General features: G+C 67.4%; 16 protein-coding genes and 1 tRNA gene. 6 read left to right on the forward strand and 11 right to left on the reverse strand.

Annotated elements, in window-relative coordinates:
* Positions 1-3 precede the first annotated feature (3 nt).
* Entirely contained in the window at positions 4-390 is a 387-nt protein-coding gene (locus tag B161_RS0100330; protein ID WP_018631351.1) for a glyoxalase superfamily protein, read from the forward strand.
* A 15-nt stretch (positions 391-405) separates the two neighbouring features.
* On the opposite strand, the gene B161_RS0100335 is transcribed toward B161_RS0100330, so the two are convergent.
* The 3 genes from B161_RS0100335 to B161_RS0100345 form a co-directional block, all read right to left on the reverse strand.
* Positions 406-1,593, reverse strand: coding sequence for an amidohydrolase (locus B161_RS0100335; protein WP_018631352.1), 1,188 nt, complete (start codon positions 1,591-1,593; stop codon positions 406-408).
* A 67-nt stretch (positions 1,594-1,660) separates the two neighbouring features.
* The gene (locus B161_RS0100340; protein ID WP_018631353.1) at positions 1,661-2,404 is read right to left on the reverse strand and encodes a tRNA1(Val) (adenine(37)-N6)-methyltransferase; all 744 of its coding nucleotides are present in this window, start codon (positions 2,402-2,404) and stop codon (positions 1,661-1,663) included.
* A complete protein-coding gene (locus B161_RS0100345; RefSeq protein ID WP_018631354.1) occupies positions 2,401-2,631 on the reverse strand; it encodes a putative signal transducing protein in 231 nt (76 codons plus the stop codon). Before B161_RS0100345 ends, B161_RS0100340 begins: the two co-directional genes overlap by 4 nt.
* Before the next feature lie 109 nt (positions 2,632-2,740).
* Here B161_RS0100345 and B161_RS0100350 point away from each other — a divergent pair, with 109 nt between their 5' ends.
* The gene (locus B161_RS0100350; RefSeq protein WP_018631355.1) at positions 2,741-3,748 is read left to right on the forward strand and encodes a polyprenyl synthetase family protein; all 1,008 of its coding nucleotides are present in this window, start codon (positions 2,741-2,743) and stop codon (positions 3,746-3,748) included.
* 37 nt (positions 3,749-3,785) lie between these two features.
* Here B161_RS0100350 and B161_RS0100355 read toward each other — a convergent pair whose 3' ends face one another.
* On the reverse strand, positions 3,786-4,385 hold the full coding sequence (locus B161_RS0100355) for a hypothetical protein (protein WP_018631356.1): 600 nt from the start codon (positions 4,383-4,385) through the stop codon (positions 3,786-3,788).
* A 340-nt stretch (positions 4,386-4,725) separates the two neighbouring features.
* Between B161_RS0100355 and truB the strand changes: the two genes are divergently transcribed.
* From truB to pnp, 3 genes are all read left to right on the forward strand, one after another.
* Positions 4,726-5,625 carry a tRNA pseudouridine(55) synthase TruB gene (truB, locus tag B161_RS0100360; protein WP_018631357.1) on the forward strand — a complete coding sequence of 300 codons (900 nt, stop codon included), beginning with the start codon at positions 4,726-4,728 and terminating at the stop codon, positions 5,623-5,625.
* 13 nt (positions 5,626-5,638) lie between these two features.
* Positions 5,639-5,908: a 30S ribosomal protein S15 gene (rpsO, locus tag B161_RS0100365; RefSeq protein ID WP_018631358.1), complete on the forward strand. Its 270-nt coding sequence runs from the start codon at positions 5,639-5,641 to the stop codon at positions 5,906-5,908.
* 202 nt (positions 5,909-6,110) lie between these two features.
* Complete coding sequence (gene pnp / locus B161_RS16045) at positions 6,111-8,360, forward strand: polyribonucleotide nucleotidyltransferase (protein ID WP_040788856.1); 2,250 nt, start codon at positions 6,111-6,113, stop codon at positions 8,358-8,360.
* Positions 8,361-8,523: 163 nt separating this feature from the next.
* On the opposite strand, the gene prfH is transcribed toward pnp, so the two are convergent.
* The 3 genes from prfH to B161_RS0100385 all read right to left on the reverse strand — a co-directional run bounded on the left by prfH (position 8,524) and on the right by B161_RS0100385 (position 10,802).
* Positions 8,524-9,147, reverse strand: a complete 624-nt coding sequence (gene prfH / locus B161_RS0100375) for a peptide chain release factor H (RefSeq protein WP_018631360.1) — start codon at positions 9,145-9,147, stop codon at positions 8,524-8,526.
* Positions 9,144-10,292, reverse strand: a complete 1,149-nt coding sequence (locus tag B161_RS0100380; protein WP_018631361.1) for an RtcB family protein — start codon at positions 10,290-10,292, stop codon at positions 9,144-9,146. Before B161_RS0100380 ends, prfH begins: the two co-directional genes overlap by 4 nt.
* A gap of 285 nt (positions 10,293-10,577) precedes the next feature.
* A complete protein-coding gene (locus tag B161_RS0100385) occupies positions 10,578-10,802 on the reverse strand; it encodes a hypothetical protein (protein WP_018631362.1) in 225 nt (74 codons plus the stop codon).
* 476 nt (positions 10,803-11,278) lie between these two features.
* On the opposite strand from B161_RS0100385, the gene nadA reads away from it, so the two are divergent.
* Complete coding sequence (nadA, locus tag B161_RS0100390; protein WP_018631363.1) at positions 11,279-12,367, forward strand: quinolinate synthase NadA; 1,089 nt, start codon at positions 11,279-11,281, stop codon at positions 12,365-12,367.
* 171 nt (positions 12,368-12,538) lie between these two features.
* On the opposite strand, the gene B161_RS0100395 is transcribed toward nadA, so the two are convergent.
* The 4 genes from B161_RS0100395 to B161_RS0100410 form a co-directional block, all read right to left on the reverse strand.
* Positions 12,539-12,615: transfer RNA gene (locus B161_RS0100395), tRNA-Arg, on the reverse strand.
* 205 nt (positions 12,616-12,820) lie between these two features.
* A complete protein-coding gene (gene tsf, locus B161_RS0100400) occupies positions 12,821-13,747 on the reverse strand; it encodes a translation elongation factor Ts (protein WP_018631364.1) in 927 nt (308 codons plus the stop codon).
* A gap of 164 nt (positions 13,748-13,911) precedes the next feature.
* A complete protein-coding gene (gene rpsB, locus B161_RS16050) occupies positions 13,912-14,685 on the reverse strand; it encodes a 30S ribosomal protein S2 (protein WP_018631365.1) in 774 nt (257 codons plus the stop codon).
* Between the two features lie 180 nt (positions 14,686-14,865).
* The gene (locus B161_RS0100410) at positions 14,866-15,606 is read right to left on the reverse strand and encodes a hypothetical protein (RefSeq protein WP_018631366.1); all 741 of its coding nucleotides are present in this window, start codon (positions 15,604-15,606) and stop codon (positions 14,866-14,868) included.
* Between the last annotated feature and the right edge of the window lie 133 nt (positions 15,607-15,739).

Below are 15,739 nucleotides of genomic sequence, written 5' to 3' on the forward strand. Positions count from 1 at the left end.
TTCATGAGCGCGGCTTCCGAGATCGCCTTTCTGGAGGTCCATCCGGTTCTGAGGATCTTCGACGAGGCCAAGGCCCGCGAATTCTATCTGGATTGGCTCGGCTTCAAACCCGATTGGGAGCATCGCTTCGCGCCGGGCATGCCGCTGTACATGCAGGTTTCGCGGGCGGGCCTCGCGCTGCATCTGAGCATGCATCACGGCGACGGAACCCCCGGAAGCGTGGTCTTCCTGCGGATGAAGGGCGTCCGGGCGCTGCACGCCGAGCTTACGGCGCGGCCCTATCCGAACTTGCGCCCCGGTCTGGAGGCGCAGCCTTGGGGGCTGGAGCTGACGCTCCTCGACCCCTTCGGCAATGGCCTGCGGCTTTGCGAGGCGCCTCAGGAGGGCTGAGGCGCCGACGCCGCTTCAGCGCGGCAAAGCCTGCTCGACCAGACGCACCCAATAGGCCGTTCCCCAAGGAGCGGCCTCGTCGTTGAAGTCGTAGCGCGGATCATGCAGCGGCGCCCCCGGCCCGGTCCCCATCAGCATGAAGCAGCCCGGACGCGCCCGCGCCATGAAGGAGAAGTCTTCGGCGCCCATGGTCGGCTGAACGTCGCCCACCACCGTCTCCGAGACCTCCGAGGCCACGCCCAGAGCGAAGCGCGTCGCCTCGGCCTCGTTGACGGTCGGCGGATAATAGCCCTCCATCTTGCGTTCGATCCCGGCGGTCAGGCCATAGGCGGCGGCCGTGTCGCGGACGATGCGGGTCATCTCGGCGTAGATGCGTTCATGGGTCTCCTCGTCGAAGCTGCGGACGGTGCCGCGCAATTCGGCGAGTTCGGAGATGACGTTGAAGGCCGTGCCCGCATGGAACTGCGTCACGGAGAGCACCGCGGGCTGAAGCGGATCCACCGCGCGCGAGACCACCGTCTGAAGCGCCAGCACGATGGCCGAAGCGCAGGGGATGGGATCGCGGCCCTGATGGGGCTGGGCGGCGTGTCCGCCCTTGCCGTGAATCTTGATGGCGAATTCGTCGGCGGCGGCCAGCAGCGGCCCCGTGCGGGTGAAGAAGGCGCCCACCGGGGCGTTGGGCCAGTTATGCATCCCGAAGACCTGACGCGCCGGGAAACGCTCGAAGAGTCCGTCGCGGATCATGGCGGCGGCGCCCGCTCCGCCTTCTTCGGCGGGCTGGAAGACGAAATAGACCGTGCCTTTGAAATTCCGCGAGGCCGCCAGCAGCTTCGCCGCCCCGAGCAGCATGGTGGTGTGGCCGTCATGGCCGCAGGCGTGCATCACGCCCGGATGCAGCGAGGCGTGATCGACGCCGGATTCCTCGCCCATCGGCAAGGCGTCCATGTCGGCGCGCAGCAGAATGCGCCCGGATTCCTCGGCGGCGGGGCCGCCCGCGCCATGCAGAACGCCCACCACGCCGGTTCCGCCGAGCCCCGTCGCCACCTCGTCGAAGCCGAAATCGCGCAGAAGCTCGGCCACGCGGGCCGCCGTGCGGTTCTCCTGATAAGCGAGCTCCGGATGGCGATGGAAATCGCGGCGCCAGGCGCGCATCTCTTCGGCGATCTGAAGGACTTCGTTGCTCAGGGGCGGAGAGGCGTTCATGGCGGAGAGCCCTCGAAATTCACAATCTGACAATCTGAACGATTCCGGCCAGTATGGGCCTTTCGCGTCAAAAAGCCAGAGCGCGCCCCTCGCGGAGAATCGCTTCCGCCTCCGGCGTGAAGGCCCCGTCGGCTTGATGGAGGATCAGCGGAAAGGCCAGCCTCAGCGGCGAGCGTCCGCCCTTGATCCCGCGCAGGAGGATCAGCTTCGCGGGCAGGCCGGATTTGGGCGCCAGAGGCAGAATCGCCCATGAGCCCGCCCCGCCCTCCAGAGCCGCGAGGATCTCCGGCAGGCGCTCGACGCGCTGGACGACGGTCAGGCTTCCCCCCGGACGCAGACGCTTCAGCGCGCCCCTCAGCCAGACCGCCAGCGCGGCGCTTTCACGGTTGGCCTCGTCGCGGAGGATCTCCGGAGAGGCGGCGAATCCGGCGGGGAAATAAGGCGGATTGGTCAGCACATGGTCGAACTCCAGAGCCTTCAGCCCGGCGGGCGGCGCCTCGACCCGCCCGATATGGACCCGCCAAGCCAGCCCATTGGCGGCGGCGTTGGCCTCCGAGAGCGCGGCCATGGCCGGATTCCCCTCCAGCCCATGGAGGTCCAGCCCCCCCACCCTGCGCCCGAGGCAAAGCCCCGCCGCCCCCGCCCCCGATCCCCAATCCAAAACCCTCTCGCCGGGAAGCGCCGGAACGGCGGCCGCGAGCAAGGCCGCGTCGCTGGCCGAGCGGAAGCCCTTGCGGGGTTGGCGCAAAACCAGCCCGCCGCCGAGCATCCGGTTTTCGGTCAAATCGGCGGCTTCGGGGAGGTCGGTCATTCTTCCGGCGGCGGGGAAAGCTCGAAGCCGAGCGGCCGCAGGATCATCCGCGCTCGCGCGGCGTCTTCATCCGCGACCATCAACCGCTGAGGAATGAATCCCAGAGCCCCGCCGTAAAGCCCGCTCATATGGACGTCCAGAAGGAAGAACTCTATAGCTTCGCCCTGAAGATAGGCCCGCGCGGCGGCGATCACCGTGGGGTCGGTCGTCTTGAGGATCTCGATCAAGGGCGGCCTCCCTGATGGGCGCGGGAATCGCGGCCGGCCCATGATCCGGCCTCAGGGGGTCTTTGTCAAAGCGCCGCGACGCGGGCGGCGGTCTCAGGAGTAAAGACGCATGGCGGAAGTCACGGCGATGGATCGTCTGGCGCGGCGCACGGCCGAGGGTCTGAAGCTCGCGGATTCCGAATTGCGCGGCCGCATGTCCAGCAAGGCGGCGCCGCTGATCGAGCAGCTTTCGGCCCATCTCATCGAGGCGGGCGGCAAGAGGGTGCGTCCGGCGCTGACCCTCGCGGCGGCGGAGCTCTGCGGCGGCGGCGGAGATTCCGGCGTCAACCGCGGCGCGGCCAAGATGGCGGCGGCGGTGGAGTTCGTCCACACCGCGACCCTGCTGCACGACGACGTGGTGGATGAAAGCGCCCTGCGGCGCGGACGGCCCTCGGCCAACATCCTTTACGGCAACAAGCCCAGCGTGCTGGTGGGCGACTTCCTCTTCGCCCGCAGCTTTCAGCTCATGGTGGAGGCCGGATCCATGGAGGCCCTGCGCATCCTCGCCGACGCCTCCGCGACCATCGCCGAGGGCGAGGTCATGCAGCTCGCCACCGCCAACAACCTCGCCACCACCGAGGCGCAGCATCTGGCGGTGATCCGCGCCAAGACGGCGGCGCTCTTCTCCGCCGCGACCGAGACCGGCGCCGTTCTGGCCGAGGGCTCGCCGGAGCAGCGCGAGGCTCTGCGGATCTACGGCGACCGGCTCGGCGTCGCCTTCCAGATGGCCGACGACGCGCTGGATTACGGCGGCCAGACCCGCAAGCTCGGCAAAAACGCCGGAGACGACTTCCGCGAAGGCAAAGTCACCGCGCCGGTCATGATCGCCTTCGCCCGCGCCGCCTCCGAGGACGAGCGCGAATTCTGGCGGCGGACCATCGAGAAGAAGCGTCAGGAGCCGGAGGATTTCGGCCACGCCCTGACTCTGCTGACCCGCCATGGCGCGGTGCGCGAGACCATCGCCCGCGCCCGCATCTGGGGCGAGGAGGCGAAGACCGCGCTGGAGATCTTCCCGCCGAGCGAATTGCGCGGGATTCTGGCCGATCTCGTCGATTACTGCGTCGAGCGCGCCGCCTGAATCGCCGCCTGAATCGCCGCCTGACCGAAGGCTTTGGTCAGCTCCGCTCGCCGGGCGCGGCCCGAGCGAGCAGACGCGGCAAAGGCGTCCAGAGCAGCAGGAAGGCGCCGAGCGCCGCCCCGCCCGCCGCCAGAGCGAGCAGCGGGAACAACTGGTTGAAGTCCATGCTCCTGACGCTGCGGGTCGCGCCCAGCGTCAGAGAGGCCAGCCAGCAGGTCGTCGAGACGATTCCGGCGAAGGTCAGCCCGAGCCGCAGCCCGAAGGGAATCTCGCGGAAGGGCCGGCGCCCCCATTCCCGCATGATCGGCAGGACGTATTCCTTGATCAGCAGGGCGTTGGCCGTCAGCAAGGCGACGGAGCCGATCTTCATGACCAGCTTCGGCGTGAAGCGCTCGGGGTCGAAGCGCGTCAGATCGTAGACCAGCAGGATTCCGGTGATCCAGAGCCCCGCCAGCGCCCAGCTCGCCAGATCATGGGCGCGCAGCAGCAGACCGAACCGCTCTTTGGTCAGGCCCTCCTGCGAACTGGCGAGATAAAGCCCGTCGGCGGCCATGGCCACGCCGAAACCCGCGACGAAGGTCAGGAGATGCGCCACGCGAGCGAAATCGGAGAGGAAAAGGGGCAAGCCTGTGGTCATGGTCTCGGGTCCGAATGGTCAGGGAACGCCTCATGCGGCGTATGAATTTCGCATTGCGGCCATTCTATCACGAATCAGTGAGCCTCAGGATGAAATTCGGCGCGGCGGAGAGCGAAAATCTCAGAAATACCGCTGTAAGAACAATACAGTATACGGAGACGCTCCAAAATCGACGGCCTCATCGCTTGAATTCCGCATATCCGCATATCGCAAAAAGCGAGCGCCCCGCCTCCCTCGCCCCTCTCCGTGGAGAAGGCCGGAGCGGCCGCAATCCTCCGGTTCCCAAAACCGCGCCCGCGCCTTAAGAAGCCGACTCTGAGGCTGGAAGAGAGACAAACCTATGAAGCGCGAGATTCACGGCTGGCTTCTGCTCGACAAGCCGGTCGGCCTCGGCTCGACTCAGGCGCTGGGCAAGGCGCGCTGGGCTCTGAAGGCGAAGAAGGCGGGCCATGCGGGCACCCTCGACCCTCTGGCGAGCGGGCTTCTGGCCCTCGCTTTCGGCGAGGCGACCAAGACCATCCCCTTCGCCATGGGCGGGCTCAAGACCTATCGCTTCGCGGCGCGCTGGGGCTTCGAGACCGAAACCGACGATTCCGAGGGCGAACCGCGCCTGATCTCGGAGGCCCGCCCCTCGCCGGAGGCCATCCGCGCGGTCCTGCCGGGATTCCACGGCGAGATTCAGCAAAAGCCTCCCGCCTATTCGGCCATCAAGATCGACGGCGAACGCGCTTACGACCTCGCCCGCGCCGGAGAGGCGCCCGAAATGGCCGCCCGCCCCATCTGGATCGAAAGCCTGACCTATCTGGAGGCGGAATCCGCGCCGGATCTCGGCCGCTTCGAGATGACCTGCGGCAAAGGCGGCTACGTGCGCTCCATGGCGCGCGACCTCGGACGGGCGCTCGGCTGCGGCGCCTATGTGACGGAGCTTCGGCGCCTCAGAGCGGGTCCATTCGCTTTGGATCAGGCGATTTCTCTGGAAAGCCTCGAAGCTTTGCGCGATAACCCGCACGCGCTCACGCGCCTGCTGCCCGTCTCGACCGGTCTGGACGACATCCCGGTTCTGGCCGTGACGGAGGCTGAAGCGGCCCATATCCGCCAGGGAAGGGCCGTTCCGGCGGCGGGAGTCCTCTCCCTTCACGACGGCGATAAGCTCTGGGCGTCCCTCGCGGGCGAGCCGGTGGCCATCGGCCATATGGAGGAGGGGAGATTCCAGCCGGACCGGGTGTTCAACCTCGCCTGATATGGAGGCCCCGATGTCGATCGCCGCAGACCGCAAAATCGAAGTGGTTCAGGAATACGCGACCAAAGCCGGAGACACCGGCTCGCCCGAAGTGCAGGTCGCGCTGCTCACCGAGCGGATCAACAACCTGACCGGCCATTTCAAAGACCACAAGAAAGACAACCATTCGCGCCGCGGCCTGCTGCGCATGGTCAGCCGCCGCCGCAAGCTCCTCGACTATCTCAAGGACCGCGACGAGGCCCGTTATCAGGAGCTGATCAAGCGCCTGAACCTGCGCAAATAAGATCATCTGGCGGGCGCGCTGCGGCGCGCCCGTTCTCTTTGCGCCTGCCCGCGCGGCCCTGACCGCCCGGCCGAGGCGCCCGAAGCGCGCCGCCTCTCCGGCCCGGAGGCGGAGCGAGGATGTCCTTAGGAACGGGCCATGACGCGCCGCAGGGGCGGCGACGGCGAAGCCTCAGGGCGGCTCCGCCGGGATAGGATGAAGCATGTTCGACGTAGTTCGTAAGGAATTGAATTGGGGCGGCGTGCCCCTCGTGCTGGAGACCGGGCGCATGGCCCGTCAGGCCGACGGGGCGGTGCTCGTCACCTTCGGCGAGACGACGGTGCTCTGCACGGCGGTCTTCAATAAATCGGTGAAGCCGGGCGTGGATTTCTTCCCGCTCACCGTGAATTATCAAGAAAAATTTTACGCCGCGGGCAAGATCCCCGGCGGCTTCTTCAAACGCGAATCCCGGCCCTCGGAGAAGGAGACCCTCGTCTCCCGCCTCATCGACCGCCCGATTCGTCCGCTTTTCGCGGAAGGCTTCTATAACGAGACTCAGGTCGTGGCGACCGTCCTCAGCCATGACCTCGAGAACGATCCCGACATCGCGGCCATGATCGGCGCCTCGGCGGCGCTGACGATCTCCGGCGCGCCCTTCCTCGGGCCCATCGGCGGCGCGCGCGTCGGCTTCTTCGACGGAAAATATAAGCTCAACCCGACCACGGCCGAGTTGAAGGACACCCGTCTCGACCTCGTGGTGGCGGGCACCGCCGACGCGGTGATGATGGTCGAATCCGAGGCGCACGAGCTTTCCGAAGAGGAGATGCTCGGCGCGGTGGTCTTCGGCCATGAGCAGATGCAGCCGGTGATCGACCTGATCATCAGCCTCGCGGAGGAAGCCGCCAAGGAGCCCTTCGAGTTCAAGGCGCCCGACAAGTCGGCTCTGCTGGCCAAGGCGCGCGATCTGGTCGGGGCGGATCTGGCGAAAGCCTTCTCCACCGTGGTCAAGCAGGATCGCCGCAGCCAGATCGACGTCGCGCATCAGAAGCTGATCGCCGGTCTGACCCCGGAGGAGGCCGCCGACGGCCTCGCGGTTCAGGGCGCCTTCAAGCAGCTCGAATCCGACGTGGTCCGCGGCCGCATCCTCGACGAGGGCCGCCGCATCGACGGCCGCGACCTCGTGACGGTGCGCCCCATCGTGGCGGAGGCGGGCGTTCTGCCGCGCACCCACGGCTCGGCGCTCTTCACGCGCGGCGAGACTCAGGCTCTGGCGGTGATCACGCTCGGCACGGGCGACGACGAGCAGGTCATGGACGCGCTCGAAGGCGAATATCGCGAGCGCTTCCTGCTGCATTACAATTTCCCCCCCTTCTCGGTGGGCGAGGCGGGCCGCATGGGCGCGCCGGGCCGTCGCGAGATCGGCCATGGCAAGCTCGCCTGGCGCGCGCTGCGTCCGATGCTCCCGGCCGCGACGGACTTCCCCTACACCATCCGCCTCGTCTCGGAGATTCTGGAGTCCAACGGCTCCTCCTCCATGGCGACGGTCTGCGGCGGCAGCCTCGCGATGATGGACGCGGGCGTTCCGCTGAAGCGTCCGGTGGCGGGCGTGGCCATGGGCCTCGTGCTTGAGGGCGAGCGCTTCGCGGTGCTCACCGACATCCTCGGCGACGAGGACCACCTCGGCGACATGGACTTCAAGGTGGCCGGAACCGAGCAGGGCGTGACCTCGCTCCAGATGGACATCAAGGTGGCGGGCATCACCCCGGCCATCATGAAGCAGGCGCTGGCTCAGGCCCGCGACGGCCGTCTGCACATCCTCGGCGAGATGTCGAAGGCTCTGTCCTCGGGCCGCGCCGAATTCTCGGCCCATGCGCCCCGCATCGAGGTCATCCAGATCCCGACCGATAAGATCCGCGAAGTGATCGGTTCGGGCGGCAAGGTGATCCGCGAGATCGTGGAGCAGTCCGGCGCCAAGATCGACATCGGCGACGACGGCGTGGTCAAGATCGCCTCGGCCAACGCCGAGTCGATCCAGAAGGCCAAGGACCGGATCCTCGGCATCGCCGCCGAGCCGGAGCTTGGGAAGATCTACGAAGGCAAGGTCGTGAAGGTGATGGAGTTCGGCGCCTTCGTGAACTTCTTCGGCCCCCGCGACGGCCTCGTGCACGTCAGCCAGATGACGCCTGAGCGCAACGCGAAGCCCTCGGACATCGTCAAGGAAGGCGACATCGTCAAGGTGAAGCTCATGGGCTTCGACGAGCGCGGCAAGGTCCGCCTCTCGATGAAGGCCGTGGACCAGACCACCGGCGCCGAGATCGCCGGCGTGGCCGACGACGAAGGCCCGGCTCCGCGCGGCGAGCGTCCTCCGCGCCGCGAAGGCGGCGACCGGGGCGGAGATCGCGGCGGCGAGCGCCGGGACCGCGGCGGCGAGCGTCGCGGCGGCGGCGATCGCGGCGGCCATATCATCTCCTGATCGGGCTTTTGGTCCGACGACATGAAAAAGCCCCCTCCCGGTTCGCCGGGAGGGGGTTTTCGTTTGAGAGCGTTTTCCGATCAAGCGACATCGCTCAAACGCTCTAAGCTTTTGTTTGCCGCGCAATTTATCCGAAAAGTCTGTCAACTTTTCGGATTGCGCTCTAGGCTTCCGGCAGGAAGCGCGGCCCCTTGAAGCGCCGCACGGGCGCGCCGCGCTCAAGGGATTTATGCGCCAGCCAATCCTTGCGCCGGGCCGAGGCCGCCGCCAGAACCGCCTGACCCATCAGCATCTCGCCGAGCCGCGCCAGAGCCGCCGCCTTATTGCGATGCTGAGACCGCTCCTCCCGCGCGACCACCGAAAGCCCGGTCGGGATATGGATCGCCCGCACCGCGCTGTCGGTGACGTTCTGATGCTGGCCGCCGGGGCCTCCCGCGCGGAAGGCCTCGAAACGCAGGTCGGCGGGCTCCAGCAGCGGCGCCTGCGGAATCTCGGGGGATTCATAGACGCCGATGAACCAGTTGCGCCGCTTATGATGCGGCCGCGCCGGGCTGTCGGCGGTCCAGAGGATCGTTCCCAGCCAGCGCCGCGCCAGAAGCTCCGCGCCTTCGCCGTAAAGCGTCGCCAGAGCCGAAACCGGGCCCCAGTCGTCCGGACGCGGGCCCTCGACGGCGGCGAAGTCGAGCCCCGCCTCCTCCGCCTCCGCCGCGAGCCGCCGCAGCGCATGCGCCGCCGCGAGCCGACATTCCGCAGGCCCCGCCCCGCTGGAGATGAGCAGACGTTTCATGCGCGGGCCTCTCTTGCGGTTTTGAAGGTCAGGAGCGGGCGCGTCTCGACCACCGGAGCCGCCAGCCCGAAGGCGACCAGATCCGCGAGCACCTTGCGGGCGTCCTTATAGGCCGCCCCGGCCTCCTCTATGAGCAGGCCGCGATCCTCGCAGATCACCCGCGAGCCTCCCGCCGGACGCTCCAGACGCAGCAATTCGGATTTGCTGCGCCCCACCCGCCCATGCATCGCCGAGCGCCGATAACGCCGCCCCGCTCCATGAGCCAGCGAATCGAGCGCTCCCTCCGGCTGAGTCGTCGCCGCCTTCAGAAGCCAGCTCGGCGCCTCGCGCGAGCCCGCCAGAGGAACCAGCGCCCCCGGCGAGGTCTTGGCCGCGCCCTTGCGATGCAGCCAGCCCCCCGCATGAGGCTCCAGCAGATTATGCGGGGAATCGGCGATCAACTCCGCCTCGGCGCGCAGAAGCTCCGCCGCCCGCCCGGCGATCGCGCGCCGGTTCAGAGCCGCCCAGCGCACCGCCATCTCCTGCTGACGCAGATAATCCGCGCCCGCTTCGGTCGCGAGGTCGAGGGCCTCCTGCTCCGCCGGAGTCAGAGCGCCGAGGAGCATCGGCCCGAAAGCCCGCGAGCCGGTATGCACCAGCAACAGCAGGCTCCCGGACTCGACGCCCGCCCGCGCGGCCTCCTCCGGGTCGTCGAGGGCGGCCACGGCCTGAAGCTCGCAGAAGTGATTGCCCCCGCCGAGAGTGCCCAGAGCCGCCGGGAAGGTTTCGGGATGCAATCCCTCCGCCTCCAGAAGCTCCCAAGGATTCCCCCGCCAAGATTCGCTCAGCCCGCGCAGAGCCGCCGCAGCCTTGTCGAGCTTCAGCCGCCGCGCCGGGAGATCCAGCCGGAACATGGCCATGCCGCATCCGACGTCGCCGCCGATCAGAGCCGGATGCGCCCGATCCGACAGGATCGCCGCGCCCACCGGGCCGTGAATCCCCGGATGCAGATCCGGAAAGGCCGCGACGGCCTGAACGCCGGGCCGGGCCAGAGTTTGAGTCAATTGCCGCTCGGCGTCGCCTTCGATCCAGGCGCCGGAGCTATAGAAACGCCGCAGCCGCTGAGATTCCGCGGAATCTCGGGCCGCCATATCGGGAAAAGTCATAAGGTCTCGGGTCTCAGGAATTGAGAATCCGTCTTCAGAAAGCTCTGAAGCCGATTCCGCCTCCGAACGCCGACGCGGTTCAGATGCGGGAGAAGCCCGGTTGGGGCGAAGGAAGCTTGCGCGACATGGGCGAGGCTCCTTGTGAACCTGAGATTGGGGCGACCCCAGCCGGGCCGCCTCCGATGCGCGGAAGGATGGGGCCTCTCCTGCGGGACCGCAAGCCCGGCGCGGCGGATGGGGAGCGGATTCGCCGCGCCGTCGCCCGAAGGACACAAGCTCCGAGCCTCAGGTCTTGCGCCGCAGCGGGCAGGAGAAGCATTCCTGCTTATAGCGGCAGGAGACGAGATGCTCGATCCAATCGAGGCCGCCGCCCCTGCTCACCGGCAAAAGCGCCGCCTGATAGGGGACTTTGCGCCCGAAAAGCCACGGGAGGGAAAAGGTGGGCGGCTCGTCGCAATCGCCCTCTATGATCTGCGGCGTGAAGCCGTGCAGCGGATTCAGAGCGTTCATCGCGGGGGTCTCCTCTGTCGAGAGGCTGACGCCGGGCCATGAGGAAGCGCGCGGCGAAAGCCTTGCGGAAGGGACGAAAACAACGCCTGTTTCTGAAAGCTAGGGGGCTCCGGATCCGACGGAGGCCGTCGGCTCCGAGGTTTCTTCAGGCCCGCCTTGGCGCGGAGTCCGGTCCTCCCGGCTTCGCGAGGCGGAGGCTTGGAGCGCTCCTTATGGTCAGCCTGAAGATGGTTCCGGTCTGTGTCAATAAGCTGACGGGAATTTCACCCGGATTTCATCTTTCAGGCGTGTTCAAAAATCGATATTCACGCTTTATTCTTGTTCCATGTCGAATTTACGACGCCGGATCGCGGCGAATCGGTCGCCATGATCAGCGAATCAGCGACGAATCCGGGGGCGCCTCTGGCGCCGGAGCCCTCGCTCTTTTACATTCAGAAGCCAGCTTCCCGCAGGAAGCCGTCCAGAAAGGGCTAGCCATGTTGATCAACGCCGCCATGCCTATGCAGGCCGCCCGCGCCGAGTTGGCCGCGCATTACGACCTGAGCTGGTCTGAAGGGCTCGCCAAAGAGACCGCGCATATCTATGAGAAGCTGCGCCCGGTCATGCCTGAAATCGAATGGCCCGCGCACGCGCCCTACATCCGCGCCATCAACGAGCTGAAAAAGAAAAAGAACGCCGTGATTCTGGCGCATAACTACATGACGCCGGAAATCTTCTTCGGCGTCTCCGACATCGCGGGCGACAGCCTTCAGCTGGCCATCGCGGCGACCAAGGTCGACGCTCCGGTGATCGTGCAATGCGGCGTGCATTTCATGGCCGAGACCTCGAAGATCCTGAATCCGCAAAAGACGATCCTCATCCCCGACAGCCGCGCGGGCTGTTCGCTGGCCTCCTCGATCCGCGCCGACGACATCGAGGCCATGCGCAAGCTGCATCCGGGGGCGCCGGTGGTCTCCTACGTCAACACCACGGCGGAGACCAAGGCCGCCTCGGATTACTGCTGCACCTCGGCCAACGCCGTGGACATCGTCAACGCCATGGAGTCGGACGTGGTCATTATGACTCCGGACGGCTATCTGGCGCAGAACGTCGCCGCCAAGACGAATAAGAAGATCGTCTACTGGAGCGGCAGCTGCATCGTGCATGAGCGCTTCACCGCGCCGGAGATCCGCGCCTTCCGCGAGGCCAATCCGGGGGTGACGGTGATCGCGCATCCGGAATGCCCGCCGGAAGTCGTGCGCGAGGCGGATTTCGCCGGCTCCACCTCGGGCATGATCGATTGGGTGCAGGAGCATAAGCCGGAGAAGGTGGTGATGATCACCGAATGCTCCATGAGCGACAATGTGGCCGCCTCCAATCCGCAGACTCAGTTCATCCGGCCTTGCAGCCTCTGCCCGCATATGAAGCGCATCACGCTGGAGAAGATCCTCTGGTGCCTGCACACCGGCCAAGAGGAGGTGACCGTGCCGGAGGAGATCATTCCCCGCGCGCGCCTGCCCATCGAGCGCATGATCGCCATCAGCAATGAGATCGCGGCGCGCCGGGCGGCGGCGGCTCTGGCCTGAGCGGCCCGACACCAACCAAGCCCCGTCGGCCTGAGCAAGGCGGCGGGGCTTTCCGTTTTCCGGCGAGGAAGGCGGCCGGAGTCCGGCGCGCGACGCGCATGGCTTTTCGCGGCGCTCGGGACGAATCCCGCCGCGGCCTCAGCCGTTCAATTTTCGACTTCAAAGGAGAAATGGCGCGCCCAAAGAGATTCGAACTCCTGACCCCCAGATTCGTAGTCTGGTGCTCTATCCAGCTGAGCTATGGGCGCATGCTCCGAGCGATGCGGCGAAGTCCGCCGCGTCGGTGCGGGGCGATCTATAGCCCTCCCTCGATATGGGCGCAAGAGCTTTCCGCAGGAAAAAGAGCCTTTTTCTCGCAGAAAACGACGCGCCGCGCCTCCCCGCCCTCCGCATGAAAAAACCCCTCCGCCTTGCGGGCGGAGGGGCCTGAATTTCGCCGGAGACCGCAGGGCCTCAGCCCTTGGCGGCGGCGGCCACTTCGGCGGCGAAGTCGGTCTCGGCCTTCTCCACGCCCTCGCCCACCGCGAGCCGCGAGAAGGCGACCAGCTTCACCGGCGTCCCCAGCTCCTTGGCCAGACCCTCGACGGCCTGCGCCACCGTGACGTCCGGATTCATCACGAAAGCCTGACGCAGCAGAACCACCTGCTCATAGAACTTGCGGATGCGGCCTTCGATCATCTTCTCGACCACGGCGGCCGGGCGGCCCGACTGAAGCGCCTCCTCGGTCAGCACGGCCTTCTCGCGCTCGACCAGAGCCTGATCGAGGTCTTCGTCCGCCAGCGAGGCCGGGCTGTTCGCCGCCACATGCATGGCGATCTGACGGCCCAGAGCGTCGAGCTTCGCGGCGTCGCCGGTCGATTCCAGCGCCACCAGCACGCCGATGCGGCCGAGGCCCGGAACCACCGCGTTATGCACGTAGTTCGACACCACGCCGTTGGCGACGGCCAGACGCGCCATGCGGCGCAGATTCATGTTCTCGCCGATGGTGGCGATCTTATCGGCGATGGCCAGCTCGACCGGCTTGCCCGCGGAGGGCAGATGCGAGGTCTTCAGCTCCTCAAGCCCGCCCGGCAGACCGAGGGCCAGTTTGGCGGTCTCGGCGACCAGCGCCTGAAATTCGGCGTTGCGGGCCACGAAGTCGGTCTCGGAATTGATCTCGACCAGCGCGCCCACGCGCGCGTCGGAGGCCACGCCGACAAGGCCTTCGGCGGCGGCGCGGTCGGCCTTCTTGGCGGCCTTGGCGATGCCCTTGGAGCGCAGCCAGTCGATGGCCGCCTCGATGTCGCCGTTGGTCTCGCCGAGGGCCTTTTTGCAATCCATCATGCCGGCGCCGGTGCGCTCGCGCAGCTCCTTCACGAGGGCGGCGGTGATCTCGGCCATGGGTTCGCTCCTTGAAGATGAGGCCGCGAAGAGGTCGCATGCGGCCGGAATATGAAAACGAAAAAGCGGCGCGCGACGAAGGCGGCGCCGCTTTCACGGAAAGCCCGATCCGGAGCTTCTCAGCGAAGCTCCGGCGGTTTCATGACGCCCGCAGGCGCCGGCGCTTACTCGGCGGCTTCGCCTTCGCCCTCGGGCAGGGTCTCCGGGAGAAGCTCGGCGGAGTCGCCGAGATCCACGCCCGAAGCGCCCGCGGCCTGGCTGATGCCGTCGATGGCGGCGCCGGCCACGAGGTTGCAATAGAGCTCGATGGCGCGCGCGGCGTCGTCGTTGCCGGGGATGACGTAGTCCACGCCCTTGGGCGAGCAATTGCTGTCGACCACGGCCACGACCGGGATCTTCAGCTTATTCGCCTCGGCGATGGCCAGCTGCTCGCGGCCCACGTCGATCACGAAGAGCAGGTCGGGCAGGCCGCCCATCTCCTTGATGCCGCCCAGAGCCGCCGAGAGCTTCGTGCGCAGACGCTCGCGGTCGAGCTGCTCGCGCTTGGTGTAGCCCACGTCGCCGCCCGCGGATTCCTCGTCCAGCTTCTTCAGCTTGGTGATCGAGTTGGAGACGGTCACCCAGTTGGTCAGGGTGCCGCCGAGCCAGCGATGGTTGATGTAATATTGCGCCGAACGCTCGGCGGCCTCGGCCACGGAGGTCTGCGCCTGACGCTTGGTGCCCACGAAGAGCACGCGGCCGCCGCGCGCCACCACGTCGCGCACCGCCACGAGGGCCTGATGCAGCATCGGGGTGGTCTGGGTCAGGTCCAGAATATGCACGCCGTTGCGCTGGCCGTAGATATACGGCTTCATCAGCGGGTTCCAGCGATGGGTCTGGTGGCCGAAATGGACGCCCGCCTCAAGCAGCTGGCGCATGGAGAAATCAGGAACAGCCATAGAAAAAACTCCGGTTTGGCCTCGGCGGGCGTCCGCCCCGTAAGGGACGACCGGAGGCGCGAAGAGCCACGGAGGGCTCAGCGCGCCGAAAGGCCCGCCTGTGAGATGGCGCCTCTCCTACCTCAGCCCGAAGCGCCGCGCAAGCGGAGTCCGGAGTCCCGGCCGGAGAGGCCAAGAGGATCAGTCGATGGAGAGGAGGCGACGCTCCTTGAAGCCGCCGCTCGAATCGAAGTCATAGGCGATCAGCATCCGCCCCGCGTCCTCGCAGGCGCGGCAATCGCGCAGCGGGACGCCGTAGACCAGACGCCAGCCCAAGAGATGGCGCTCTGAGGCCACCAGCTCAAGAGGCGGCACCGGGAAGGCGTCGGGCCGCTTGGCCTTGAAGCCGGTCCAGATCGCGTCCGTCTCGAAGCCGATGGCGGGCGCCTCGTCGATGAAGAGCGCCGCGCCCGTGGGCGGAACCAGCAGGGTCTCGGTGTTGGTGTTGGCGCGCAGCGGACGCGTCACGGTCGCGATTCCAATGGAGCCTTCGCGCCGCCAGCCCGAGAGATAGCCCGGATCGCCTTTCGTCGAGAGCCATTCGGCGGCCAGAACCGCGGGCTGAGCGGCGCCCGCCGCCTTCAGGCCCTCGGCGAGGCAGAGGTTCGGCTCCGTGCGGCCCGAGCCCTCCGGCGCGCGGCAGGCGTCCGCCGCCGAATCCGCCGCCGCAGCGGAGCCGCTCCAGACCGCCGCCTCGCCCAAGGGGACGTCGGCGTTCAGCAGCACGAAGGCGCCCGGAGGCGGAACGAAGGCTTCCGGCGCATGCGGCTGAAGGCTCGCCGGCAGATCGTCTTGCGGAACGGGCGTGGCCGGAACCCCGGCGCAGGCCGCAAGGCCCAGACCCAGCGCGAGGACGGCGGCGGAGGCGAGGATGGATTTCACGAAAAAGCTCCCTCAAGCGATGTTGGCGAAAGACGCGGGATCGGCCCTGCGCGGGCCGACGGCTGAAACCTGCGTCGGAGCCGGAGGCGAAAGGCCTTCGCGCCCGGCGGCGACGCTCTGAAGAACGGCCGCG

The organism is Neomegalonema perideroedes DSM 15528 (assembly GCF_000374145.1).
GTDB lineage: Bacteria > Pseudomonadota > Alphaproteobacteria > Rhodobacterales > Rhodobacteraceae > Neomegalonema > Neomegalonema perideroedes.

What these genes read in the sequence shown, in the direction of transcription:
- B161_RS0100330 (WP_018631351.1), top strand. Translation starts at nt 4, where the DNA reads ATGAGCGCGGCTTCCGAGATCGCCTTTCTGGAGGTCCATCCGGTTCTG.
- B161_RS0100335 (WP_018631352.1), bottom strand. Translation starts at nt 1,593, where the DNA reads ATGAACGCCTCTCCGCCCCTGAGCAACGAAGTCCTTCAGATCGCCGAA.
- B161_RS0100340 (WP_018631353.1), bottom strand. Translation starts at nt 2,404, where the DNA reads ATGACCGACCTCCCCGAAGCCGCCGATTTGACCGAAAACCGGATGCTC.
- B161_RS0100350 (WP_018631355.1), top strand. Translation starts at nt 2,741, where the DNA reads ATGGCGGAAGTCACGGCGATGGATCGTCTGGCGCGGCGCACGGCCGAG.
- B161_RS0100355 (WP_018631356.1), bottom strand. Translation starts at nt 4,385, where the DNA reads ATGACCACAGGCTTGCCCCTTTTCCTCTCCGATTTCGCTCGCGTGGCG.
- truB (WP_018631357.1), top strand. Translation starts at nt 4,726, where the DNA reads ATGAAGCGCGAGATTCACGGCTGGCTTCTGCTCGACAAGCCGGTCGGC.
- rpsO (WP_018631358.1), top strand. Translation starts at nt 5,639, where the DNA reads ATGTCGATCGCCGCAGACCGCAAAATCGAAGTGGTTCAGGAATACGCG.
- pnp (WP_040788856.1), top strand. Translation starts at nt 6,111, where the DNA reads ATGTTCGACGTAGTTCGTAAGGAATTGAATTGGGGCGGCGTGCCCCTC.
- prfH (WP_018631360.1), bottom strand. Translation starts at nt 9,147, where the DNA reads ATGAAACGTCTGCTCATCTCCAGCGGGGCGGGGCCTGCGGAATGTCGG.
- B161_RS0100380 (WP_018631361.1), bottom strand. Translation starts at nt 10,292, where the DNA reads ATGACTTTTCCCGATATGGCGGCCCGAGATTCCGCGGAATCTCAGCGG.
- B161_RS0100385 (WP_018631362.1), bottom strand. Translation starts at nt 10,802, where the DNA reads ATGAACGCTCTGAATCCGCTGCACGGCTTCACGCCGCAGATCATAGAG.
- nadA (WP_018631363.1), top strand. Translation starts at nt 11,279, where the DNA reads ATGTTGATCAACGCCGCCATGCCTATGCAGGCCGCCCGCGCCGAGTTG.
- tsf (WP_018631364.1), bottom strand. Translation starts at nt 13,747, where the DNA reads ATGGCCGAGATCACCGCCGCCCTCGTGAAGGAGCTGCGCGAGCGCACC.
- rpsB (WP_018631365.1), bottom strand. Translation starts at nt 14,685, where the DNA reads ATGGCTGTTCCTGATTTCTCCATGCGCCAGCTGCTTGAGGCGGGCGTC.